Consider the following 24,070-nt stretch of genomic DNA (forward strand, 5'->3'; position numbering starts at 1 on the left):
CCGGAAAGGAAAGAGCATGTTCGACAAGATCCTGATCGCCAACCGGGGCGAGATCGCCTGCCGCGTGATCGAGACGGCCCGCGCCATGGGCATCCGGACCGTGGCCGTCTATTCCGACGCCGATGCCGCGGCCCGCCACGTGGCCATGGCGGACGCGGCGGTGCATATCGGCGGGCCGGCCCCGTCCGAAAGCTATCTGCGCACAGAGGCGATCCTGGCGGCCGCCGCCGAGACGGGCGCGCAGGCCATCCACCCGGGCTACGGTTTCCTTTCCGAGAACCCCGATTTCGTCGAGGCGGTCGAGGCCGCAGGGCTGACCTTCATCGGACCCTCGGCAAGGGCGATCCGGGCCATGGGGCTCAAGGACGCCGCCAAGGCTCTGATGGAAGAGGCGGGCGTGCCGGTGGTCCCGGGCTACCATGGCGCGGACCAGTCCGACCGGACGCTGTCGAAGGCGGCCGAGGAGATCGGCTATCCGGTGCTGATCAAGGCCGTGGCGGGCGGTGGCGGCAAGGGGATGCGGCTGGTCGAGCGCGCCGGCGCGTTCGCGGAGGCGCTGGAGAGCGCGCGGAGCGAGGCCCGGACCGCTTTCGGCAACCCGGACGTTCTGGTCGAGAGGTTCGTGGAGAAACCGCGCCATATCGAGGTGCAGGTCTTCGGCGACGGCACCCGCGCGGTGCATCTCTTCGAGCGGGACTGCTCGCTCCAGCGCCGCCACCAGAAGGTGATCGAGGAGGCGCCCGCCCCGGGCATGACCGAAGAGATGCGCGAGGCCATGGGCGCGGCGGCGGTCCGCGCGGCCGAGGCGATCGGCTATGCCGGCGCGGGCACGATCGAGTTCATCGTCGACGGGTCGGACGGGCTGCGACCCGACGGCTTCTGGTTCATGGAGATGAACACGCGCCTGCAGGTCGAACATCCCGTGACCGAGGCGATCACCGGGATCGACCTCGTCGAATGGCAGCTGCGCGTCGCCGCCGGAGAACCCCTGCCGAAACGGCAGGAGGATCTGGGGATCGCCGGCCATGCCTTCGAGGCGCGCCTCTATGCCGAGGATGTGCCGGCCGGGTTCCTGCCGGCCACCGGGCGCCTGGCGCACCTGGCGTTCCCGCAGGGCGCGCGCGCCGATACCGGTGTCAGGTCGGGCGATGCCATCAGCCCGCATTACGACCCGATGATCGCCAAGCTCATCACCCATGGCCCCACGCGCGAGATCGCGCTGAAACGCCTGTCGCGGGCGCTGGCGGGCACGCAGGTGGCGGGGACGGTGACGAACCTCGCCTTCCTGGGCGCGCTCGCGCGGCACGAGGGCTTTGCCCGGGGCGACGTGGATACCGGCCTGATCGGCCGCGACATAGATGCGCTGTCCGCCGTGCCGGAGCGGCCGGAGAGCGCGATGGCCTGGGCCGCGATGGTGGCGCTGGGGCTGGACGCGGCGCCGGATGCGCTGACCGGCTTCACCCTCTGGGCGCCGCAGACGCGCCGGATCACCCTGCGCCAGGACGGCGAGGACCGCGAGGTCACGGTGGTCAGCCATTCCGGCACCGCGCATACGATCGCCTTGCCCACGGGCGGCACGGTCGAGGCGCGGTTCGATGGCGGCTGGCGGCTGGACGGCGACAAGGCCCCGGCGGTCCACCGCGCGGGGCATCACGTCACCGTCTTCGAAGCCTACGGGCTGGAATTCGACCTGATCGACCCGCTCGACCGTGCGGCCGAGGCGATGGCGGGCGGCAACCTGATCGAGGCGCCGATGCCCGGTCTGGTCAAGGCCATGCTCGCCGAGCCGGGGCAGGCGGTGACGGCGGGCACGCGGCTGGCCGTCCTCGAGGCGATGAAGATGGAACATGCGCTCACCGCGCCGCGCGACGGGGTTGTGGCCGAGGTTCTGGTGGAGGAAGGTGCGCAGGTCGAGGCCGGCGCGCCTCTCATCCGACTGGAGGACGACGAATGACGACGATCCTGCACCATGTGCCCGGGGCGCGGTCCTTCCGCATCCTGTGGCTGCTTCAGGAAATGGGCATCACCCCCGAGATCCGCGAATGGACGATCCAGGACGGATCGATGCGGTCGCCGGATTTCCTGTGCAAGTCGCCCGCCGGACGCATCCCCGCGCTCGAGATCGACGGAGAGGTGATCCACGAAAGCGGCGCGATAACGGAATATCTCTGCGAGACGCGGCCCGAACACGGGCTGGGCCGCCCGACCGGCGACCCGGAGCGCATCCCGTTCCTCGAGATGATGCACTATGCCGAGACCTCGGGGCACCTGATCGCGAACCTGAACCTGCAATGGGTCTTTCTGCGCGATCCCGCCGACCGGTCCGACACGGTGGTCAAGATCGAGGCGCGGCGGCTCGCCGCGACGCTGGCGCCGATCGAGGACCTGCTGTCGCGGCAGGAGCACATGCTGGCGGGCGGGTTCTCGGCCGCCGACACGATGATGGGCTTTTCCCTGACCGCGTCGCAGCGCTATGTACGGTTCGACCGGTTTCCCAACATCCTCGCCTATCTCGACCGGATGGCGGCGCGTCCGGCCCACAAGGCGGCGACGGAGCTGGACGGCGAACGCAACTTCCCGGTCAAGGACTTCTACGAGGTCGCGTCTTGATCGTTCTGCATCACTGCCACCAGACCCGGTCCATGCGCGTGCTCTGGCTGCTGAACGAGCTGGGGGTGGAGTTCCACGTCACCCCCTATGCATTCGACAAGTCATTGAGATCGCCGGAATTTCTAAGCCGATCCCCCGCCGGTCGCGTGCCGGCGCTGGAGATGGACGGCGAGACCTATTTCGAATCCGGCGCCATCATCGAGATCCTCTGCGAACGCTTTCCCGACCGCGGTCTGGGCCGGCTGGCCGGCGATCTCGACCGGCCCGACTGGCTGGTCTGGCTGCACTTTGCCGAGACGATCACCCAGCACTCGGCGGCGCTGACCCAGCAGCATATCGCGCTCTACGACGACGCGATGCGCTCGCCCGTGGTGATGAAGCTGGAGGCGGCGCGGCTGAAGAAATGCTATGCCGCGATCGAGGGGCGGCTCTCCACCCCGGTGGAGAACCGCGACTACCTGCTGACCTCGGGCTTTTCGGCCGCGGATATCGCCGTGGGGCAGGCGGTCTACCAGGCCCGGTTCTTCGCGAAACTCGACGATTTTCCCGAAACGGCGAAATGGTACGAACGGATCACCGCGCGCCCGGCCTTCCGCGAAGCGCTGCCGCGCGAGGGCGCGGGCATATACACGCAGGACTTCTATCCGGCATGGGAGACATGAATGGCTGACCGGGTCGAGATATTCGAGGTGGGGCCGCGCGACGGCCTGCAGAACGAGAAACGCGACATTCCGGTCGCCGACAAGATCGCGCTGGTCGACTGCCTGTCGCGCGCGGGCTTCGACCGGATCGAATGCGCCAGCTTCGTCAGTCCGAAATGGGTGCCGCAGATGGCCGGCTCGGCCGAGGTGCTGGCCGGCATCTCGCGCGCGAAGGGGGTGCGCTACGCGGCGCTGACGCCGAACATGCGCGGCTTCGAGGATGCGGTGAAGGCGGGGGCGGACGAGGTGGCGATCTTCGGCTCGGCCTCCGAGGGGTTCTCGAAGGCCAACATCAACGCCTCCATCGCCGAGAGCCTGGAGCGCTTCGCCCCGGTCGCCCGCGCCGCGATGGAAGAGGGGCTGCCGGTCCGGGGCTACATCTCCTGCGTGACCGACTGCCCCTATGACGGCGCCACCCCGCCCGGCGCGGTGGCCCGCGTGGCGGCGGCCCTGCGCGAGATGGGGTGCTACGAGATCTCGCTCGGCGACACGATCGGGCAGGCCACGCCCGAAAGCATCGCCTCCATGCTGGACGCCGTGCTCGAGGAACTGCCCGCCGCCCGCCTGGCCGGGCACTACCACGACACCGCCGGCCGGGCGCTGGACAATATCGAGGTGTCGCTCGACCGGGGGCTGCGGGTCTTCGACGCCGCCGTCGGCGGGCTCGGCGGCTGCCCCTACGCGCCCGGCGCCGCGGGCAACGTCGCGACCGAGGCGGTGCATGACCGACTCGTGACGCTCGGCTACGAGACGGGGCTCGACCGCGAGGTTCTCGTCGCGGCGGCAGAGATGGCCCGGGCGATGCGCCCCGTCCGCGGAGCGGGATCGTAGGGTGGGGGACCAGCCCGCCCCATGCCGGGGGCACGATCGGGAGAGGGTGGGGTGAAAACTCCACCATTCGGGTCGCGCGAAAGGTTTCCAGTGAAAGGACAGCAGCAATGGCGCATGACATCGTCACAATCGACACCGACGACCGCGGCGTGGCGACGCTCTGGCTCGACCGGGCGGAGAAGCACAACGCCCTGAACGCGCAGATGATCCGTGAACTGCACGAAGCCGCGACGGCGCTGTCGCGGGACGATGCGGTCCGGGTCGTCGTCCTGGCCGCGAAGGGCCGGACCTTCTGCGCCGGTGGCGATCTCGGCTGGATGCGCGAGCAGTTCGACGCCACGCCCGAGCAAAGAGGGCGCGAGGCCGGGGCGCTGGCCTGGATGCTCAAGGCGATCAACCTGATCCCCAAGCCGGTCATCGGGCGCATCCACGGCAACGCCTTCGGCGGCGGGGTCGGCATGGCCTCGGTCTGCGACGTGACCGTCGGCACGACCGAGGTGACCATGGCGCTGACCGAAACCCGGCTGGGCCTGATCCCGGCGACCATCGGCCCCTACGTCGCCGCCCGCATGGGCGAGGCCCGTGCCCGCCGGGTCTTCATGTCCGGCCGCGCCTTCAAGGGGGCGGAGGCGGTCGATCTGGGCCTGCTGTCCCGCGCCGTTGCCCCGGACGCGCTGGACGAGGCGGTCGAGGCCGAGGTCGCGCCCTATCTTCAGACCGCGCCCGGCGCCGTGGCCCGGGCCAAGGCCCTGCTGCGCCACCTCGGGCCGCCGATCACCGACGAGATCATCGAACATTCCATCGGGGAACTTGTCGCCTGCTGGGAAGGAACCGAGGCGCCCGAGGGGATCGGCGCCTTCTTTGCCAAGGAAAAGCCGTCCTGGCAAAGTTGACAGCTGTCAACTCTGGGTTGTGGGGTGCCGGGAGATCTCAGGGCCGCGTCCGGGTCGGCCCCTGAGGTACACAGCGGTGCCACGGGCAACGCGGTGCGGGCCGGGACGCCGATCGGGATGATCCCGGCCGTTCATCCTGGGGGCGACCGGGGCCATGAACTGGGTCGGTCCGCGTGAGCGAAATGCCCAGGTCCGTCCCCCGCGTCTCGCGGGACCTGTCGCCACGACGATCCTCTGTCGCGCCCGGCGTCGCGGCCCGCATCGCTCAGAAGCACCGGCCCCGCCCGCTGCGCGGCAAATCCGCCTCCAAATCCCTACTGAAAGAGTCAGGTTACGATGCGTAACACATTGGAAATCCTTGCTGTGTTGTCCCGAGCGGCCATTCGCAGGTGCAGCATTCATTTTGCGGAATATGGGCCAGTTTGGTTGACCCTGCCAAGGGCGGGGAGTAAACCGCTCACAGTGTGGACAAGGCGCGAGAGCATTTGTCCGCAGTCAGGAAAGGAGCCATCCAAGTGGAAGTGATGCTTCGGGAATATCTTCCCATCCTCGTTTTCCTTGCCGTCGCCATCGGACTGGGCCTCGTGTTCATCATCGCCGCCGTGATCATCGCGGTCCGCAATCCGGACCCGGAAAAGGTCTCGGCCTATGAATGCGGCTTCAACGCCTTCGACGACGCGCGGATGAAGTTCGACGTGCGGTTCTACCTCGTGTCGATCCTCTTCATCATCTTCGACCTGGAGATCGCGATGCTCTTTCCATGGGCCGTCGCCTTCAAGGACATCTCCATGGTCGGCTTCTGGTCGATGATGGTCTTCCTCGCGGTGCTGACGGTCGGCTTCGCATACGAATGGAAGAAGGGGGCACTGGAATGGCAGTGAAGGACAAGGACGACGACGCCCTGGTCACGCCGGTTCTGGGCGACGGGATGCAGTCGGACCGGGTCAAGACCGGCCCCTCGGCGGTCGCGGCCTATGGCCCGCACGGCGCCGGCCCCGATCCCGAGATGGCCACGCAGGCGCTGAACAAAGAGTTGCAGGACAAGGGCTTTCTGCTGACCTCGACCGAGGATCTGATCAACTGGGCGCGCACCGGGTCGCTGCACTGGATGACCTTCGGGCTGGCCTGCTGCGCGGTCGAGATGATGCATACCTCGATGCCGCGCTACGACGCGGAGCGCTTCGGCATCGCGCCGCGCGCCTCTCCGCGCCAGTCGGACGTGATGATCGTCGCCGGCACGCTGACCAACAAGATGGCGCCCGCGCTGCGCAAGGTCTACGACCAGATGCCCGAGCCGCGTTATGTGGTCTCCATGGGCTCCTGCGCCAATGGCGGGGGCTACTATCACTACAGCTATTCCGTGGTGCGCGGCTGCGACCGGATCGTGCCCGTGGACATCTATGTCCCCGGCTGCCCGCCGACCGCCGAGGCGCTGCTTTACGGCATCATGCAGCTGGCGCGGAAGATCCGCCGCACCGGCACGATCACGAGATAGGGGCACGAGGAACCGATGACAGAAGCCCTCAAGGAACTCGGCAGCCATATCGAGATGAAGCGCCCCGACTGCGTGCTGGGGTGGGAGATCACGCTGGACGAGCTGACCATCGACGTGACCCCGGCGAACATCGCCGGGTTCGTCGAGTTCCTGCGCACCGACGCGACCTGCCGGTTCACCACCCTGATCGACATCACCGGCGTCGATTATCCCGAGCGGCCCAAGCGGTTCGACCTGATCTACCACTTCCTGTCGATGTACCAGAACCACCGCGTGCGCCTGCGCCTGGCCGCCCGCGAGGACGAGATGGTGCCCACCATCACCGAGGTTCATCCGAGCGCCAACTGGTACGAGCGCGAGGTCTTCGACATGTTCGGGATCATCTTCTCGGGCCATCCCGACATGCGCCGTCTGCTGACCGACTACGGGTTCCGCGGCTACCCGCTGCGCAAGGATTTCCCGACCACCGGCTATACCGAGGTCCGCTATGACGAGACCACCAAGCGCGTCGTCTACGAGCCGGTGAAGCTGGTGCAGGAATACCGCCAGTTCGATTTCATGTCGCCCTGGGAGGGCGCGAACTACATTCTTCCCGGTGACGAGAAGAAGGAGGAGGCGAAGTGAAGGACGCCGATCTTTCCGCGATCGAGGCCGAGGTCCGCGAGGCCCTTGGTACCTATGCGACGGCGCTTCACACTGCGGATGCGGCGGCGCTCGACACGCTCTGTCACGAGCAATTCCTGATGACCTGCTCGGAGAACGGGCAGACCGGAACGCTGGACAAGGCGGCCTTTGTCTCGCGTGTCGGCGGACGTGACGCCTTTGCGGGCGACCCGGATTATTCGATTGCCGAGCTGCGGCTCGCCGGTCCCGAAATGGCCCATGCGGAAGTCGTGGTCGCGGTCCCGCCGCGCCGGTTCCGCGACTATCTCGGGTTCCTGCGCACCGATGGGGGCTGGCAACTGGTGACGAAACTCTACCGGGTCGAGGACGGCCCGGCGATGCTGGGCTGAGGCCCGGGCGAGGTGATGGCATGATGGACGGCTCAAACCAGTTCGGCGACGCCCAGACGGGCGAGCAGAAGATCCGCAACTTCAACCTCAACTTCGGGCCGCAGCACCCGGCGGCGCACGGCGTGCTGCGCCTCGTGCTCGAGCTGGACGGCGAGATCGTGGAGCGCTGCGACCCGCATGTCGGGCTGCTGCACCGCGGCACCGAGAAGTTGATGGAGAGCCGGACCTATCTCCAGAACCTGCCTTATCTCGACCGGCTCGATTATGTGGCGCCGATGAACCAGGAACATGCATGGTGCCTGGCCATCGAGAAGCTGACCGGCGTGGTGGTCCCGCGCCGCGCCTCGCTGATCCGGGTGCTCTATTCCGAGATCGGCCGCGTGTTGAACCACCTGATGAACGTGACCACGCAGGCGATGGACGTGGGCGCGCTGACCCCGCCGCTCTGGGGGTTCGAGCATCGCGAAGAGCTGATGATCTTCTACGAACGGGCCTGCGGCGCGCGCCTGCACGCGGCCTATTTCCGGCCCGGCGGCGTTCACCAGGACCTGCCGCCCAAGCTGCTGGACGATATCGAGGAATGGTCCGAACGGTTCGGCGGCTTTCTCGACGATCTGAACAACCTGCTGACGGAAAACCGCATCTTCAAGCAGCGCAATGTCGACATCGGCATCGTGACCGAGGACGACATCCAGCGCTACGGCTTTTCCGGTGTCATGGTGCGGGGCTCGGGGCTGGCCTGGGACCTGCGCCGCGCGCAACCCTACGAATGCTACGACGAGTTCGACTTCCAGATCCCCGTCGGCAAGAACGGCGACTGCTATGACCGTTATCTCTGCCGGGTGGAAGAGATGCGCCAGTCGACCAGCATCATCCTGCAGTGCCTGGAAAAACTGCGCGCGCCGGAAGGGCAGGGCGACATCCTGAGCCGCGGCAAGATCACCCCGCCGAAACGTATCGAGATGAAGACCTCGATGGAGGCGCTCATCCACCACTTCAAGCTCTATACCGAGGGCTTCCGCGTGCCCGAGGGCCAGGTCTATGCAGCCGTCGAGGCGCCCAAGGGCGAATTCGGCGTCTACCTCGTCTCGGACGGCACCAACCGCCCCTACCGCGCCAAGCTGCGCGCGCCGGGCTATCCCCACCTCGCGGCGATGGATCACATCGCGACGGGCCACCAGCTGGCGGACGTCGCGGCGATCATCGGCACGCTGGATATCGTGTTCGGAGAGATCGACCGGTGAAGAAAACCCTGTTCCTGCTGCCGATCGCCGGCCTTCTCGCCGCCTGCGCCATGCCGCCCCGGGACGTTCCGGCGGACGCAGTCTCGGCCTATGACGAGGCCGTGGCCTCGGTCGGGTGCACGCTGCGCTCGGAAAAGGATTACCTGCCCGTCGAGATCCAGACCGGCATGACCCGCGAACAGGTGCTCGAGATGACCGCCTTCAAACTTGCCACCGACAAGGCCGAGAAGCTTGAGGATGGCAGCGTGAAACTGACGACCGGAGCCTGTGCCTGATGCTGCGCCGCCTTCACAAGGACCAACCCGAAAGCTTTGCCTTCACGCCCGAGAACCAGAAATGGGCCGAGGCGCAGATGACCAAGTATCCCGAGGGTCGCCAGGCCAGCGCGATCATCCCGCTGCTGTGGCGCGCGCAGGAGCAGGAGGGCTGGCTGACCCGTCCCGCGATCGAACATATCGCGGCGATGCTCGATATGGCGTATATCCGGGCGCTCGAGGTCGCGACCTTCTACTTCATGTTCCAGCTCGCTCCCGTGGGCTCGGTGGCGCATGTGCAGATCTGCGGCACCACATCCTGCATGATCTGCGGTGCCGAGGATCTCATCGCCGTCTGCCAGGAGATGATCGCGCCGAAGGCCCATGAGGTCTCTGCCGACGGCAAGTTCTCGTGGGAGGAGGTCGAGTGTCTCGGCGCCTGCGCCAATGCGCCGATGGCCCAGATCGGCAAGGACTACTACGAGGACCTGACCGCCGAGCGCCTGCGCGAGATCCTTGGGGAACTGGCCGAAGGCAAGGTTCCGGTGCCGGGCCCGCAAAATGGCCGCTATGCCGCCGAACCGCTCAAGGGCCTGACATCGCTGACGGAATACGACAGCGGCCGGACCCAGTACAACGCCTCGGTGGCGCTGGCGACGGACCTGAACGACACGGTCAAGCGGATCGACGGGACCGAGGTTCCGCTGCTGACGCCGTGGCTGGACGACGGCCGCGCCGACAAGGTCGAGAACGGCCGGAGCGAACCGCGCCCGGCCAGGGGCGAACCGGTGGACAAGACCGGCGTCACCGAGCAGGAGGCCGAGGCCACCTCGGGCGCCAATCCGCCCTCCAAGCGGGAGCCGGCCGGGGTCGGCGCGGATGCCAAGGACGATCCGGCACCCAAGGCGGACACCGCCGCAACCTCGGAGGCGGGCAAGGCCGACGCCGGCACCCCGCAGGAGACCGGCGCCGACGACGCGACCAACGCCGCGGACGCCACCGCCGACGACGCGTCGCGCGCCCCCGGTCAGACGGGCGCCGCGGATGAAACCCGCGCCGCAGCGGCGGCTGCCGCCGAAGGGCCGGGCAGCGTCACCCCGGAAGAGGGCGAGGGCCGGAAACCCGTGGGCCTGTCGGCCGCGCGCGACGGCCAGCCGGACGACCTTAAACAGATCAAGGGCGTGGGACCGGCGCTGGAACAGCTGTGCAACGATCTGGGGATCTACCACTTCGACCAGATCGCGGCCTGGGGCGGCGCCGAACTCGCCTGGATCGACCGGAACCTCAAGGGGTTCAAGGGGCGCGCCAGCCGCGACAACTGGATCGACCAGGCCAGGATCCTGGCCTCGGGCGGCACGACCGAATTCTCGACCCGCGTCAAGAAGGGCGATGTCTACGACTGATATGCAACTTTAGGGGGACGGAAAGATGGGGAACAACTGCAAGCTGATCTGCTGGATCGTGGCCGTGGTCGTCGGACTGCTGGCCTATGTCCTCATGCGCCCCGGTGTCGCCGTCCTGCTGGCCCTGATCCTCGCTGTCATCATCGCGGCCATCGCCGGCTACGCCCTGACCTCGCTAATCTGCAAGGAGGAGGAGGCCACGCTCGCCAATACCTTCGGCAGCAAGCAGCATGAGAAGTCGCCCGGCGCCGTGTCGGCCCCCAGGCCCGCCGAGGCCCCGAAAGGCACGACGCCGTCCACCGCATCCATGACGCCGGCCGCAGCCGCTACCACGACCGCAGCCGCTACAACGACCGCCGCCGAGGCCAACCGACCCGCGAACGAGGGCGCCGCCAGCGCGGGCCCGGCCGAGACATCCCCCGAGACCGGCGATATCATCGACCCTCAGCAGGGGGGCGGGACCAACCCGGCCGCCGCCGCGGATCTTCCGGCGGAAGAGCCCGAGGTGGCCGACGTGACCGAGGTCGGGGCAGCCGGGACCGACGGAACCCGTCCCGAGGGCCTGAGCGGCCCGCGCGCCGGCGCGGCGGACGATCTCAAGCGGATCAAGGGCGTCGGACCCAAGCTCGAGAGCATGCTGAACGACATGGGCTATTACCATTTCGACCAGATCGCCGCCTGGACCGCCGACGAGGTGGCCTGGGTCGACCAGAACCTCAAGGGCTTCAAGGGCCGGGTCAGCCGCGACAACTGGGTGGAGCAGGCCGGCCGGCTTGCCTCGGGCGAGGAAACGGATTTCTCGAAGCGCGTCGACAAGGGTGACGTGTATTGAGTGGCGCGATGACGAAGAGAGACGACGCCATAGCGAGGAAGGGCCGGATCGTGGCTCTGGTGATCGCAGGGGCCATGATGTTCTGGATCGGCGGGCAGTTCCTGCGCTCGGAACTGGACATGCCGCTCCGGTTCGCGTTCCTCATCGACTTTATCGCCATCGCCGCCTTCATCTGGGCGCTGGTGGTCGCAGCACAAATCTGGCGCGCACGCCGGGACGACGAAGGGTAGAGCATGCTCAAGGATCAGGATCGCATCTTCACCAATATCTACGGGATGCACGACCGTACCCTGCAAGGGGCGCGGGACCGCGGGCATTGGGACGGCACGGCGGACATCATCAAGAAGGGCCGCGACTGGATCATCGACCAGATGAAGGCCAGCGGCCTGCGCGGCCGCGGCGGCGCGGGCTTTCCGACGGGTCTGAAATGGTCCTTCATGCCCAAGGAATCCGATGGGCGCCCGGCCTACCTGGTCGTCAACGCGGACGAATCCGAGCCCGGCACCTGCAAGGACCGGGAGATCATGCGCCACGATCCGCACACGCTGATCGAGGGGTGCCTGATCGCGTCCTTCGCGATGAACGCCAACGCCTGCTACATCTACATCCGTGGCGAATACATCCGCGAGCGCGAGGCGCTGCAGGCCGCCATCGACGAGGCGTATGATGCGGGCCTGCTGGGGGCGAACGCCGCGAAATCCGGCTGGGACTTCGATCTCTACCTGCACCATGGCGCCGGGGCCTACATCTGCGGCGAGGAAACCGCGCTGCTCGAATCGCTCGAAGGCAAGAAGGGCATGCCCCGGATGAAGCCGCCGTTCCCGGCGGGCGCGGGCCTCTACGGGTGCCCCACCACGGTGAACAACGTCGAGAGCATCGCGGTCGTGCCCACCATCCTGCGGCGCGGGCCCGAGTGGTTCGCGGGTTTCGGGCGCGAGAACAACGCCGGCACCAAGCTCTTTGCCGTCTCGGGCCACGTCAACAACCCCTGCGTCGTCGAAGAGGCGATGTCGATCTCGTTCGAGGAGTTGATCGAAAAGCATTGCGGCGGCATCCGCGGCGGTTGGGACAATCTCCTGGCCGTGATCCCCGGCGGATCGTCCGTGCCCTGCGTGCGGGGCGAGAAGATGAAGGACGCCATCATGGACTTCGACTACCTGCGGGGCGAACTGGGCTCGGGCCTGGGCACCGCGGCGGTCATCGTGATGGACAAGCAGACCGACATCATCAAGGCGATCTGGCGGCTGTCCAAGTTCTACAAGCACGAAAGCTGCGGCCAGTGCACGCCCTGTCGCGAAGGCACCGGCTGGATGATGCGCGTCATGGACCGGCTGGTGAAGGGCGAGGCGAGCGTGGAGGAGATCGACATGCTCTTCGACGTGACCAAGCAGGTCGAGGGCCACACGATCTGTGCGCTCGGCGATGCGGCGGCCTGGCCGATCCAGGGCCTGATCCGCAACTTCCGCGACGTGATCGAGGACCGGATCAAGCACAAGCGGGCCGCGACGGCCGTGGCGGCCGAGTGACGTGACCCTGCGCCTGCCGCATATCCCCGCCGGACGCGCGCTGATCGGCGCGGCCCTCGTGGCCGCCCTGTCGGCCTGTTCCGCGCAATCCATCCGGCAGGACTGGATGAACCGCGAATCCGGCTCGGTCGAGGTCTTCATCCCCGAGGGATCCTACAAGGTGGCCTTCCTGCCGCTCGCCTCGCCTCCGGGCCGGCAGGCGGAGGCCTGGGTCTTCGGGCCCGGCGTCTCTGCGCCCTTTACCATGTCGGACGGCGGCGTGCCGGGGCTGCGCGTCTCGCGGCTGGACGGCCAGGCAATGACGCGGGCCGACCACCAGGATGCGGTCGCGGCCGCCTCGGCGGGATGCTCGGACCGGCCCGGCTGGACCCCGTCCAAGGCCGCCGCCATCGCGCGCCCCGTCGCCCGCGAGGATGCGACGCGCTATTACGGCACCGGCTATCTGACCGGCGGCGCCTGGGTGCTTCTGGGGGTCTGCAAATGAGGCGGCCGACGGGATCCGGCATCGGATTGCCGCGCCACGAGGCGGCCGCCCCCGGCGGCTCTCGCGCGGGCAGGGGCTTCCGGGCCTGCAAGGGGAAACAGGCGACCGGCCGGGTCGCGCAGCAATTCGGAGCGGCGGCATGACGCGAATCCTCATCCTGGCGCTCGTCGCCGTCACGGCTCTCTCGGCCTGTTCCCGCCAGGGCGGCGGCCGGAATCTCCTGGGCAACCGGGTCGAGTTCGACGGCCAGTATTTCCGCACGCGGGTAAGCAGCGACCGCGAAAATCGCGCCGCCTTCGTGGTCACGGTCCGCGACCCGGGCCGGTCGCTCGTCGGTGCGCGCGAGGCGGCCCGGCACAAGGCCAACGAGTACTGCATCCGTCAGTACGGCCTGTCCGACATCGAGTGGGACATCTCGCCAGATGCCGAGGACGCGGCGCTGCCGATCATCGACCGCGAACTGGTTCTGAGCGGGGTGTGCGAAGGATGGCGGTGAGGTCCGCATATCGCCTGGCCGAGCCGGATCAGGGCCGGCTCGTCGCGTCGCCCGACGCCACGCGCAGCCGCGCGAAGCGGGCGGGCAGGCGTATGCCGGACGGGGTGCAGCACGTTTTCCGGGCGGTCGCGGAATGAGCGGATTGTCCCCGATAACAGTGACTTGCGGCCCACGTTATTGCATATCGGACGGGGCAACCCCCATCTGCGCAGCAGATGGGGCGGCCCGGTCGGCCGCCCCGCGCTGCAAGCAAGGGAGATCCGCATGCGCATGACGCTCAGCATCCTCGTCCTGGCCCTGACCGCCACCACGGCGGCGGCCAAGACACCCATCCGGGATGTCCCGGAACTCGACAATCCGATGTTCTCGGTCGCGATGGCGATCGAGATCAGCGACAAGTGCGACGATATCAGCCCCCGCACGGTCAAGGGCCTCGCCTTCCTGTGGGAACTGGCCGACAGGGCCCGCGACATGGGCTATACCAGGGCCGAGATCGACGCCTATCGCAAGAGCGATGCGGAAAAGGCCCGGATGCGCGCAAAAGGGGAAGCCTACATGCGCCAGAAGGGGCTGGATCCGCAGGAGACCGCGGATTTGTGCAAGCTTGGCCAGATGGAAATGGCCGCGAACAGCCAGATCGGGGCCTTCCTGAGGTAGACACGCGCGGCCCCGCGGCCGCATCCGGACATAAGCCCGGCCGACGGACAGGCCGGGCAGAGACGAAAGCAAAGTGAGAGACCATGTCTGACCTGCGCAAGATCATCATCGACGACCAAGAGGTCGAGGTCGATCCCAAGCTCACCCTGATCCAGGCCTGCGAGCAGGTGGGCATCGAGGTGCCGCGCTTCTGCTATCACGAAAGGCTTTCGATCGCCGGCAACTGCCGGATGTGCCTAGTCGAGGTGGTGGGCGGCCCGCCCAAGCCCGCCGCCTCCTGCGCGATGCAGGTCAAGGATCTGCGGCCCGGGCCGGAAGGCGCGCCGCCGGTGATCCGCACCAATTCGCCGATGGTCAAGAAGGCCCGCGAGGGGGTGATGGAGTTCCTGCTCATCAACCACCCGCTGGACTGCCCGATCTGCGACCAGGGCGGCGAATGCGACCTGCAGGATCAGGCCATGGCCTATGGCGTCGATTTCTCGCGTTATCGCGAACCCAAGCGCGCCGTGGACGACCTGAACCTCGGCCCGCTGGTCGAGACGCACATGACGCGCTGCATCTCCTGCACCCGCTGCGTCCGCTTCACCACCGAGGTCGCGGGCATCCACCAGATGGGCCAGACCGGCCGCGGCGAGGATGCCGAGATCACCTCCTACCTGAACCAGACGCTGGAATCCGAGCTTCAGGGCAACATCATCGACCTCTGCCCGGTCGGTGCACTGGTCTCCAAGCCCTACGCCTTTACCGCCCGCCCGTGGGAGCTGACCAAGACCGAGACCATCGACGTTATGGATGCGCTCGGCTCGTCGATCCGGGTGGACACCAAGGGGCGCGAGGTCATGCGCATCCTGCCGCGCAACCATGACGGCGTGAACGAGGAATGGATCTCGGACAAGACGCGCTTTGTCTGGGACGGGCTGCGCCGCCAGCGGCTCGACCGGCCCTATGTCCGCGAGAACGGCAAGCTGCGCCCCGCCACCTGGCCCGAGGCGCTGACCAGGGCGGCCGAGGCGATCAAGGGCAAGAAAGTCGCGGGCCTGATCGGGGATCTCGTCCCCGTGGAGGCGGCCTTCGCGTTGAAACAGATGGTCGAGGGCCTGGGCGGTTCGGTGGAATGTCGCACCGATGGCGCGAAACTGCCCGCCGGCAACCGCTCGGCCTATGTCGGCACGGCGACCATCGAAGACATCGACACGGCCAACGGCATCCTGCTGATCGGCTGCAATCCCCGTGCCGAGGCCCCGGTGCTGAACGCCCGCATCCGCAAGGCCTGGATCAACGGCGCGACCGTGGGCGTGATCGGCGAAGACGTCGATCTGACCTTCGACACGCATCATTTCGGATCCGACCGCGCGGCCCTCGCCGAGCACGTCAAGACCGCCAGGTCCGAACCCGTGGGTGAGGACGAGCGCGGCATCGTGATCGTGGGGCAGGGCGCCCTGCGCGAGGCCGATGGCGAGGCCGTGCTGGCCGCCGCCATGGAGATCGCCGAGGCCCGCAAGGCAAAGCTGCTGATCCTGCACACCGCCGCCAGCCGCGTCGGGGCCATGGACATCGGCGCAGTCACCGAGGGCGGCATCTCGGCCGCCATCGACGGGGCCGAGGTGATCTACAACCTCGGCGCGGACGAGGTCGAAATCGGAGAGGGCGCCTTTGTCATCTACCAGGGCTCGCACGGGGACCGGGGCGCACACCGTGCCGACGTGATCCTGCCGAGCGCGGCCTATACCGAGGAAAACGGCCTTTTCGTCAACACCGAGGGCCGTCCGCAGCTGGCGCTGCGCGCCGGTTTCGCGCCGGGCGAGGCCAAGGAGAACTGGGCCATCCTGCGCGCGCTCAGCGCCGAGATCGGAGAGGCACTGCCCTTCGACAGCATGGCGCAGCTGCGCAAGGCGCTGATCGAGGCCGTGCCGCATCTGAAGAAGATCGACCAGGTGCCGGAGAACGACTGGACCGCGCTGCCCGGGGGCGAGCTGGGCGACGCGACCTTCGTGAACGCCGTGAAGGACCATTATCTCACCAACCCGATCGCACGCGCGTCGGAAATCATGGCGGAACTGTCGTCGAACGCCGCGTCACGCGTCCCGCCCCGGGTCGCGGCCGAGTGATCCGGTTCGCCCTCATAACCGTGGCCGGCCTGTCGGCCGCCTGCACCGCGCAGGACGAGGTGTCGCGCGCGGCCTTGGCCCGCGCGCCCGCGCCAGCCGGTGCGTCCTATGAGGGGATCGAGACGCGGCTTCTCGACAACGATCTGGTGGCCTTTCACGTCAAGATGCGCGGTGCGCGCGGCGCGCAGGACGTCACCGATTACGCCGAATGCGCCGCCGCGCAGTACACGCTGATCCGCGGCTTCGGATTCGCGCGGCATTTGCGCACAAAAACTGCCGAAGTCTCTGGCCTCTGGCAGGCGGATGCGATTTATACCATCTCGGCGGCCATCCCCGCCGGACTGCGCACGATCGACGCCGAAGTGACCGTCGAGAACTGCAAGAGCAACGGAATACCCACGGTGTGAGGACCTATGGCTGACTTCTTTACCACTCACCCCCTCGGCATCCTCCTCCTGACACTGGGTCAGGTCCTGCTGCTGGTTGTCCCCCTGCTGGTCGCGCTGGCCTTCCTGCTGTACGCGGACCGCAAGATCTGGGCCGCGGTGCAGCTGCGCAAGGGGCCGAACGTGGTGGGGGCCTTCGGCCTGCTCCAGTCCTTCGCCGATTTCGGCAAGTACATCACCAAGGAGGTGGTGATCCCCGCCGGCGCCGACAAGTTCGTCTTTCTTCTGGCGCCGCTTCTGTCCTTCGTGCTGGCGCTGGTCGCCTGGGCAGTGATCCCGTTCAACGACGGATGGGTGCTGTCGGACATCAACGTGGCGCTGCTTTATGTCTTCGCCGTCTCCTCGCTCGAGGTCTACGGCGTGATCATGGGGGGCTGGGCCTCGAACTCGAAATATCCGTTCCTCGGCTCGCTTCGTTCGGCCGCGCAGATGATCTCCTACGAGGTGTCGATCGGCCTGATCATCATCGGCGTCATCATCTCGACCGGGTCGATGAACTTCGGCGCCATCGTGGCGGCGCAGGACGGCGATTACGGGCTGTTCAGCTGGTACTGGCTGCCGCATTTCCCGATGCTCTTCCTTTTCCTCATCTCGGCCATGGCCGAGACGAACCGCCCGCCCTTCGACCTGCCGGAGGCGGAATCCGAACTGGTGGCGGGATACCAGGTGGAATATTCCTCGACGCCCTTCCTGCTCTTCATGATCGGCGAATACTTTGCCATCGTGCTGATGTGCGCCCTGGCCTCGCTGCTTTTCCTCGGAGGCTGGCTGTCGCCGGTCCCGTTCCTGCCGGACGGCATCCTGTGGTTCATTCTCAAGATGTTGCTGGTGTTCTTCGTCTTTGCACTGACCAAGGCCGTGGTCCCGCGCTTCCGCTACGATCAGCTGATGCGCATCGGCTGGAAGGTCTTCCTGCCCCTGTCGCTGGCATGGGTGGTGATCGTCGCCTTCCTCGCGAAATTCGAACTTTTTGGCGGGGCCTATGCCCGCTGGATGATGTGAGGGTGGCATGTCGGCGTTGAAAGAATTCTCGGTATCTTACGATTACCTCCGCGAACGCGAAAAATATGCGTTTCTCAACGCGGTCTTAAAAAACCTGGGTGTTCTGGGCCAGCGAACGGAAGATGGTACGGACTTGGACGAAACCGACTTGGATGAGGCCATAAAGGAATTCTTCGACAATTTTCGCGAGGACGACGAATGACCCAGATCGACTATACCCGCGCCGCCAAGTACTTCCTGCTCTGGGATGTCTGGCAGGGGTTCAAGATGGGGTTGAAGTACTTCTTCAAGCCCAAGGCCACCGTGAACTACCCGCATGAGAAGGGTCCGCTCAGCCCCCGCTTCCGCGGCGAACACGCCCTGCGCCGCTATCCCAACGGCGAGGAACGCTGCATCGCCTGCAAGCTCTGCGAGGCGATCTGCCCGGCGCAGGCCATCACCATCGACGCCGAACCGCGCGAGGACGGCTCGCGCCGGACCACGCGTTACGACATCGACATGACGAAATGCATCTACTGCGGCTTCTGCCAGGAAGCCTGCCCGGTGGATGCGATCGTCGAAGGCCCGAACTTCGAATTCGCCACCGAGACGCGCGAGGAACTCTACTACGACAAGGCCAAGCTGCTCGCCAACGGCGAACGCTGGGAGGCCGAGATCGCCCGCAACCTCGAAATCGACGCGCCCTACCGCTAAGGATAGAACCGACCCCATGTCGCACGCCCCGCAATCCGGCACCCCGATGGAGACCCGCTCCGTCCGCAGCCATCTGCAGAGCATTGCAGCTGGCCGTGCCGTGGTATCGCGGGTCCTGATCGGCGAGGGGCATTCGGCCTTCCGCACTGCAATCGGACGGCCCGGCGTGGCCGTCGAGACGCGGGAGGTGCCCGCATGAGCGACGCCAAGTCCCCGTTCGAACTGATGATGCAGCAGGCGCAGGAGATGGCCAAGGCCATGAACCCCGCGCTCGAGACCTTCACGCCCAAGGGGTTCGACAGCCTCTGGCCGACCATGCCCAAGGAATGGATGGAAATGGCCTTCGGCAACGCCTTCAACCGCGAAGGTCTGGATGCCAAGACGCGCCTGTTCCTGACGCTGGCCGGCCTGACCATGCAGGGCGCGCAGGCCGAGGCGCAGATCCGCATGACCGTGCGCCACCTGCTCGAAGCCGGGGCGACGAAACAGGAAATCGGTGAATGCATCGCCCAGATGTCGATGTTCGCCGGACTGCCCGCCATGACCCGGGCGGGGGAAATCGCGAACGACGTGGTCAAGAGCCACGAGGACGCGAAGAAGCAAGGGGACGAGGAATGACCGCTGCCGCACTGGCCTTTTACCTGTTCGCATTTTCGACGCTCGCCGGCGGGCTCTTTACCGTCATCGCGCGCAACCCGGTGCATTCGGTGCTCTGGCTGATCCTGGCCTTCCTGTCCTCGGCCGGGCTCTTCGTGCTGCTGGGGGCGGAATTCGTCGCGATGCTGCTGATCATCGTCTATGTCGGCGCGGTGGCGGTGCTCTTCCTCTTCGTGGTGATGATGCTCGACATCGACTTTGCCGCGCTCAAGGCGGAGATGGCGAAATACATGCCGCTGGCCCTGCTGATCGGGGTCATCCTGCTGATGCAGTTCGGCCTGGCCTACGGCTCGTGGGAGGCGTCGGACATGGCCGCCTCGAACCGCCTTGCCGCCATGCCCGAGGGCGAGAACACCGCCGGGCTGGGGCTGCTGATCTACGACCAGTACTTCCTGCTCTTCCAGCTGGCCGGGCTGATCCTGCTGGTGGCCATGATAGGCGCCATCGTCCTGACCCTGCGCCACCGCACCGACATCAAGCGCCAGAACGTCCTGGCCCAGATGTGGCGCGACCCGGCCAAGTCGATGGAGCTCAAGGACGTGAAGCCGGGGCAGGGGCTCTGAGGCCCGCCAGGGGCGAATGAAACACCGGCGCCGTCAGGCTGCCGCGAAAGACCGGGACGCAAAGGACCGATGGACATGATTGGGATCGAACATTACCTGACGGTGGCCGCCGCGCTATTCGTCATCGGCATCTTCGGGCTCTTCCTGAACCGGAAGAACGTGATCATCCTGCTGATGAGCATCGAGCTGATGCTGCTGGCGGTGAACATCAACCTCGTCGCCTTCTCGTCCTTCCTCGGCGATCTCGCCGGACAGGTCTTCACCCTGTTCGTGCTGACGGTGGCCGCCGCCGAGGCCGCCATCGGCCTGGCGATCCTCGTCTGCTTCTTCCGCAACCGCGGCACGATCGCGGTCGAAGACATCAACGTGATGAAAGGCTGACCCCATGGTTTCGATCATCCTCTTCGCACCGCTGATCGGCGCCATCATCGCCGGGTTCGGCTGGCGCCTGATCACCATCCGGGGCGCGCAATGGGTCACCACCGGGCTGCTGTTCCTGGCCTGCCTCCTCTCGTGGATCGTCTTCTTCAGCCACGGCCCCGAAACCCAGCACGTCGAGATCCTGCGCTGGATCGAGAGCGGGACGCTCAGCACCTCGTGGGGGATCCGGCTGGACCGGCTGACCTCGATCATGCTGATCGTCGTCACCACCGTCTCGGCGCTCGTCCATCTCTACAGCTTCGGCTACATGGCGCATGACGAGAATTTCCGCGAGGGCGAGGAAAGCTATCGCGCGCGTTTCTTCGCCTATCTGTCGTTCTTCACCTTCGCCATGCTGGCGCTGGTCACCTCGGACAACCTGGTCCAGATGTTCTTCGGCTGGGAGGGCGTGGGCGTCGCCTCCTATCTGCTGATCGGCTTCTACTATCGCAAGCCCTCGGCCAATGCCGCGGCGATGAAGGCCTTCATCGTCAACCGCGTCGGCGATTTCGGCTTTGCGCTCGGCATCTTCGGGCTGTTCTACCTGACCGACTCGATCCAGCTGGACGATGTCTTTGCCGCCGCGCCGACCCTGGCCGAGACCCAGATCACCTTCCTCTGGACCGACTGGAACGCGGCGAACCTGCTGGCCTTCCTGCTCTTCGTGGGCGCCATGGGCAAATCCGCGCAGCTGCTGCTGCACACCTGGCTGCCCGACGCGATGGAGGGGCCGACCCCGGTGTCGGCGCTGATCCACGCCGCGACCATGGTGACGGCGGGCGTCTTCCTGGTCTGCCGCATGTCGCCGCTGATGGAATACGCGCCGCAGGCCATGGCCTTCGTCACCTTCCTCGGCGCCACCACCGCCTTCTTCGCGGCGACCGTGGGGCTGGTGCAGAACGACATCAAGCGGGTGATCGCCTATTCGACCTGTTCCCAGCTGGGCTACATGTTCGTCGCGGCGGGCGTGGGCGTCTATTCCGTCGCCATGTTCCACCTCTTTACCCACGCCTTCTTCAAGGCGATGCTCTTTCTCGGCGCCGGTTCGGTCATCCACGGGATGCACCACGAGCAGGACATGCGGAACTATGGCGGCCTGCGCAAGAAGCTGCCCTACACCTTCTGGGCGATGATGATCGGCACGCTGGCCATCACCGGCGTCGGCATTCCGCTGACCCATATCGGCTTCGCCGGGTTCCTCTCCAAGGATGCGGTGATCGAAAGCGCCTGGGCCGGCTCGGCGGGGGGCTACGCCTTCTGGATGCTGGTCATCGCGGCGCTGTTCACCAGTTTCTATTCCTGGCGTCTGATGTTCCTGACCTTCTACGGCGAGCCGCGGGGCGACAGGCACACCCACGATCACGCCCATGAAAGCCCGACCGTCATGCTGGTGCCGCTCGGCGTGCTGGCGCTTGGCGCCATCTTCGCGGGCATGATCTGGTACGGGTCCTTCTTCGGCTCGCACGACCGCGTGAACGCCTTCTTCGGCATTCCCGCGCATCACGCCGAAGACGATGCCGCCCATGGCGAGGCCGGGGGCGACGATCACGGCGAGGGGCCGGTCGCGGCCATCGTCGAGGCCACCGAGGGCGACGGAGAAGGCGCGGTCGAGGCCGTGACCGAGGACACCGTGACCGAGGGCGACCACGGTACGACCACCGGCGCAGAGGCGCACGGCGGGGAGGACGGGCACGCCGCGGCCGACACCCATGCCGCCGGCATGGCCCCCGAGGGCGCGATCTACATGCATCCCGACAACCACGTCATGGACGAGGCGCACCACGCCCCCGTCTGGGTCAAGGTCAGCCCCTTCGTCGCCATGCTCATCGGCCTGCTGACGGCGCTGTGGTTCTATGTCTGGAACCCGGCGATGCCCGCCCGCGTGGCCGAGGCCAACCGGCCCCTGTACCTCTTCCTGCTGAACAAGTGGTATTTCGACGAGATCTATCACGTCGTCTTTGTCCGGCCCGCCATGTGGATCGGCAAGCAGCTGTGGAAGCGCGGTGACGAGGGCACGATCGACGGCGGCATCAACGGGCTCGCCATGGGGATCATCCCCTTCTTCACCCGGCTCGCGGGGCGGGCGCAGAACGGATACATCTTCACCTATGCATTCGCCATGGTGATCGGCATCGCGATCCTCGTGACCTGGATGACGATCGGCGGAGGGGCGGAATAATGAGCAATCTTCTCTCCATCACCACCTTCCTGCCCGCGATCGCCGCGCTGATCCTCGCGATCTTCCTGCGCGGCGAGGACGAGGCCGGTCAGCGGAACGCCAAGTGGGTGGCGCTGATCGCGACGGTGCTGACCTTCATCGTCTCGCTCTTCATCCTCGTGGGGTTCGATCCCTCGGACACGGGCTTCCAGTTCGTCGAGGAACGCGAATGGCTCATGGGGCTCAAGTACAAGATGGGCGTCGACGGGATCTCGGTCCTGTTCGTGCTGCTGACCACCTTCATGATGCCGCTGACCATCGCCGCCTCGTGGAACGTCACGAGCCGGGTCAAGGAATACATGATCGCCTTCCTGCTGCTGGAAACGCTGATGCTGGGCGTGTTCATGGCGCTGGACCTCGTGCTCTTCTACCTCTTCTTCGAGGCCGGGCTGATCCCGATGTTCCTGATCATCGGCATCTGGGGCGGCAAGAACCGGATCTACGCGAGCTTCAAGTTCTTTCTCTACACCTTCCTCGGCTCGGTCCTGATGCTGGTGGCCATGGTCGCCATGGTGGCCGATGCCGGTACCACCGACATCCCGGCGCTGCTCACCCACGAATTCGGATCCGAGACCTTCTCGGTCCTCGGGATACAGATCGTCGGGGGGATGCAGACGCTGCTGTGGCTGGCCTTCTTCGCCTCCTTCGCGGTCAAGATGCCGATGTGGCCGGTGCACACCTGGCTGCCCGACGCGCACGTCCAGGCGCCGACCGCCGGCTCGGTCGTGCTGGCGGCGATCCTGCTGAAGATGGGCGGCTACGGCTTCCTGCGCTTTTCGCTGCCGATGTTCCCGATCGGGTCGGACCTGCTGGCGCCGCTGGTCTTCTGGATGTCGGCCATCGCCATCGTCTACACCTCGCTCGTCGCGATGGTGCAGGAGGACATGAAGAAGCTGATCGCCTATTCCTCGGTCGCGCACATGGGCTATGTCACCATGGGCATCTTCACCGCCAACCAGCAGGGCATCGACGGCGCGATCTTCCAGATGCTGTCGCACGGCTTCATCTCGGGCGCGCTCTTCCTCTGCGTCGGCGTGATCTACGACCGGATGCACACCCGCGACATCGACGCCTATGGCGGGCTGGTGAACAAGATGCCGGCCTATGCGCTGATCTTCATGCTCTTTACCATGGCCAATGTCGGCCTGCCGGGCACCAGCGGTTTCATCGGCGAGTTCCTGACCCTGATGGGCATCTTCCAGGTCAACACCTGGGTGGCCCTGGTGGCCACCTCGGGGGTGATCCTCTCGGCGGCCTACGCGCTCTGGCTCTATCGCCGGGTCGTCATGGGCGACCTGATCAAGGAGAGCCTGCGGTCGATCACCGACATGACCGCGCGGGAGAAGTGGATCTTTGCCCCGCTCGTCGCCATGACCCTGCTGCTCGGCGTCTATCCGAGCCTCGTCACCGATGTGATCGGCCCCTCCGTCGAGGCGCTGATCGAAGACCACAACACGGCCCTGGCCGCCGCGGATCGCCTGGACGATAGCCGCGTCGCCACCGCCGCGTCGCACTGAGGGAGCC

29 protein-coding genes are annotated in these 24,070 nt (G+C 66.6%); all 29 read left to right on the forward strand.

Features of this window, described 5'->3' with window-relative positions; genetic code table 11:
- Positions 1-16: 16 nt before the first annotated feature.
- Entirely contained in the window at positions 17-1,954 is a 1,938-nt protein-coding gene (locus tag OB2597_RS04315) for an acetyl-CoA carboxylase biotin carboxylase subunit (protein ID WP_009804295.1), read from the forward strand.
- A complete protein-coding gene (locus OB2597_RS04320) occupies positions 1,951-2,610 on the forward strand; it encodes a glutathione S-transferase family protein (protein WP_009804296.1) in 660 nt (219 codons plus the stop codon). The genes OB2597_RS04315 and OB2597_RS04320 overlap by 4 nt, the downstream gene beginning before the upstream one ends.
- Positions 2,607-3,272: a glutathione S-transferase family protein gene (locus tag OB2597_RS04325; protein WP_040609110.1), complete on the forward strand. Its 666-nt coding sequence runs from the start codon at positions 2,607-2,609 to the stop codon at positions 3,270-3,272. The genes OB2597_RS04320 and OB2597_RS04325 overlap by 4 nt, the downstream gene beginning before the upstream one ends.
- Positions 3,273-4,142, forward strand: coding sequence for a hydroxymethylglutaryl-CoA lyase (locus OB2597_RS04330; RefSeq protein WP_009804298.1), 870 nt, complete (start codon positions 3,273-3,275; stop codon positions 4,140-4,142). It begins immediately after the preceding gene.
- A 107-nt stretch (positions 4,143-4,249) separates the two neighbouring features.
- A complete protein-coding gene (locus tag OB2597_RS04335; RefSeq protein WP_009804299.1) occupies positions 4,250-5,035 on the forward strand; it encodes a crotonase/enoyl-CoA hydratase family protein in 786 nt (261 codons plus the stop codon).
- Positions 5,036-5,550: 515 nt separating this feature from the next.
- A complete protein-coding gene (locus OB2597_RS04340) occupies positions 5,551-5,916 on the forward strand; it encodes an NADH-quinone oxidoreductase subunit A (RefSeq protein ID WP_009804300.1) in 366 nt (121 codons plus the stop codon).
- Positions 5,917-5,963: 47 nt separating this feature from the next.
- A complete protein-coding gene (locus tag OB2597_RS04345) occupies positions 5,964-6,530 on the forward strand; it encodes a NuoB/complex I 20 kDa subunit family protein (RefSeq protein WP_040609477.1) in 567 nt (188 codons plus the stop codon).
- 15 nt (positions 6,531-6,545) lie between these two features.
- Positions 6,546-7,154, forward strand: a complete 609-nt coding sequence (locus OB2597_RS04350) for an NADH-quinone oxidoreductase subunit C (protein ID WP_009804302.1) — start codon at positions 6,546-6,548, stop codon at positions 7,152-7,154.
- Positions 7,151-7,543 carry a nuclear transport factor 2 family protein gene (locus OB2597_RS04355; RefSeq protein WP_009804303.1) on the forward strand — a complete coding sequence of 131 codons (393 nt, stop codon included), beginning with the start codon at positions 7,151-7,153 and terminating at the stop codon, positions 7,541-7,543. Before OB2597_RS04350 ends, OB2597_RS04355 begins: the two co-directional genes overlap by 4 nt.
- A gap of 23 nt (positions 7,544-7,566) precedes the next feature.
- Positions 7,567-8,787, forward strand: a complete 1,221-nt coding sequence (locus tag OB2597_RS04360; protein WP_040609111.1) for an NADH-quinone oxidoreductase subunit D — start codon at positions 7,567-7,569, stop codon at positions 8,785-8,787.
- The gene (locus tag OB2597_RS04365) at positions 8,784-9,062 is read left to right on the forward strand and encodes a hypothetical protein (protein ID WP_009804305.1); all 279 of its coding nucleotides are present in this window, start codon (positions 8,784-8,786) and stop codon (positions 9,060-9,062) included. Before OB2597_RS04360 ends, OB2597_RS04365 begins: the two co-directional genes overlap by 4 nt.
- A complete protein-coding gene (gene nuoE / locus OB2597_RS04370; protein WP_009804306.1) occupies positions 9,062-10,444 on the forward strand; it encodes an NADH-quinone oxidoreductase subunit NuoE in 1,383 nt (460 codons plus the stop codon). The genes OB2597_RS04365 and nuoE overlap by 1 nt, the downstream gene beginning before the upstream one ends.
- A gap of 25 nt (positions 10,445-10,469) precedes the next feature.
- Positions 10,470-11,276 carry an NADH:ubiquinone oxidoreductase 41 kD complex I subunit gene (locus OB2597_RS22695; RefSeq protein ID WP_009804307.1) on the forward strand — a complete coding sequence of 269 codons (807 nt, stop codon included), beginning with the start codon at positions 10,470-10,472 and terminating at the stop codon, positions 11,274-11,276.
- An 8-nt stretch (positions 11,277-11,284) separates the two neighbouring features.
- Positions 11,285-11,506, forward strand: coding sequence for a DUF5337 domain-containing protein (locus OB2597_RS04380; RefSeq protein ID WP_009804308.1), 222 nt, complete (start codon positions 11,285-11,287; stop codon positions 11,504-11,506).
- Between the two features lie 3 nt (positions 11,507-11,509).
- The gene (gene nuoF, locus OB2597_RS04385; protein WP_009804309.1) at positions 11,510-12,802 is read left to right on the forward strand and encodes an NADH-quinone oxidoreductase subunit NuoF; all 1,293 of its coding nucleotides are present in this window, start codon (positions 11,510-11,512) and stop codon (positions 12,800-12,802) included.
- 1 nt (position 12,803) lies between these two features.
- Positions 12,804-13,286, forward strand: a complete 483-nt coding sequence (locus tag OB2597_RS04390) for a hypothetical protein (protein ID WP_009804310.1) — start codon at positions 12,804-12,806, stop codon at positions 13,284-13,286.
- Between the two features lie 139 nt (positions 13,287-13,425).
- A complete protein-coding gene (locus tag OB2597_RS04395) occupies positions 13,426-13,782 on the forward strand; it encodes a hypothetical protein (protein ID WP_009804311.1) in 357 nt (118 codons plus the stop codon).
- Between the two features lie 264 nt (positions 13,783-14,046).
- Entirely contained in the window at positions 14,047-14,439 is a 393-nt protein-coding gene (locus tag OB2597_RS04400; protein ID WP_009804313.1) for a DUF5333 domain-containing protein, read from the forward strand.
- Between the two features lie 83 nt (positions 14,440-14,522).
- Positions 14,523-16,547 carry an NADH-quinone oxidoreductase subunit NuoG gene (gene nuoG / locus OB2597_RS04405; RefSeq protein WP_009804314.1) on the forward strand — a complete coding sequence of 675 codons (2,025 nt, stop codon included), beginning with the start codon at positions 14,523-14,525 and terminating at the stop codon, positions 16,545-16,547.
- Entirely contained in the window at positions 16,544-16,954 is a 411-nt protein-coding gene (locus tag OB2597_RS04410; RefSeq protein ID WP_009804315.1) for a hypothetical protein, read from the forward strand. The genes nuoG and OB2597_RS04410 overlap by 4 nt, the downstream gene beginning before the upstream one ends.
- A gap of 6 nt (positions 16,955-16,960) precedes the next feature.
- Positions 16,961-17,995 carry an NADH-quinone oxidoreductase subunit NuoH gene (nuoH, locus tag OB2597_RS04415; RefSeq protein WP_009804316.1) on the forward strand — a complete coding sequence of 345 codons (1,035 nt, stop codon included), beginning with the start codon at positions 16,961-16,963 and terminating at the stop codon, positions 17,993-17,995.
- A 7-nt stretch (positions 17,996-18,002) separates the two neighbouring features.
- The gene (locus OB2597_RS04420) at positions 18,003-18,197 is read left to right on the forward strand and encodes a hypothetical protein (protein WP_009804317.1); all 195 of its coding nucleotides are present in this window, start codon (positions 18,003-18,005) and stop codon (positions 18,195-18,197) included.
- Positions 18,194-18,688: an NADH-quinone oxidoreductase subunit NuoI gene (nuoI, locus tag OB2597_RS04425; RefSeq protein ID WP_009804318.1), complete on the forward strand. Its 495-nt coding sequence runs from the start codon at positions 18,194-18,196 to the stop codon at positions 18,686-18,688. The genes OB2597_RS04420 and nuoI overlap by 4 nt, the downstream gene beginning before the upstream one ends.
- 16 nt (positions 18,689-18,704) lie before the next feature.
- Positions 18,705-18,887, forward strand: a complete 183-nt coding sequence (locus OB2597_RS04430; protein ID WP_009804319.1) for a hypothetical protein — start codon at positions 18,705-18,707, stop codon at positions 18,885-18,887.
- The gene (locus OB2597_RS04435) at positions 18,884-19,306 is read left to right on the forward strand and encodes a carboxymuconolactone decarboxylase family protein (RefSeq protein WP_009804320.1); all 423 of its coding nucleotides are present in this window, start codon (positions 18,884-18,886) and stop codon (positions 19,304-19,306) included. The genes OB2597_RS04430 and OB2597_RS04435 overlap by 4 nt, the downstream gene beginning before the upstream one ends.
- Complete coding sequence (locus OB2597_RS04440; protein ID WP_009804321.1) at positions 19,303-19,908, forward strand: NADH-quinone oxidoreductase subunit J; 606 nt, start codon at positions 19,303-19,305, stop codon at positions 19,906-19,908. The genes OB2597_RS04435 and OB2597_RS04440 overlap by 4 nt, the downstream gene beginning before the upstream one ends.
- A gap of 75 nt (positions 19,909-19,983) precedes the next feature.
- On the forward strand, positions 19,984-20,289 hold the full coding sequence (gene nuoK, locus OB2597_RS04445) for an NADH-quinone oxidoreductase subunit NuoK (protein WP_040609480.1): 306 nt from the start codon (positions 19,984-19,986) through the stop codon (positions 20,287-20,289).
- Between the two features lie 4 nt (positions 20,290-20,293).
- Entirely contained in the window at positions 20,294-22,507 is a 2,214-nt protein-coding gene (nuoL, locus tag OB2597_RS04450) for an NADH-quinone oxidoreductase subunit L (RefSeq protein ID WP_009804323.1), read from the forward strand.
- The gene (locus OB2597_RS04455; RefSeq protein ID WP_009804324.1) at positions 22,507-24,063 is read left to right on the forward strand and encodes an NADH-quinone oxidoreductase subunit M; all 1,557 of its coding nucleotides are present in this window, start codon (positions 22,507-22,509) and stop codon (positions 24,061-24,063) included. Before nuoL ends, OB2597_RS04455 begins: the two co-directional genes overlap by 1 nt.
- Positions 24,064-24,070 lie beyond the last annotated feature (7 nt).

The organism is Pseudooceanicola batsensis HTCC2597, assembly GCF_000152725.1.
Classification (GTDB): Bacteria; Pseudomonadota; Alphaproteobacteria; order Rhodobacterales; family Rhodobacteraceae; genus Pseudooceanicola; species Pseudooceanicola batsensis.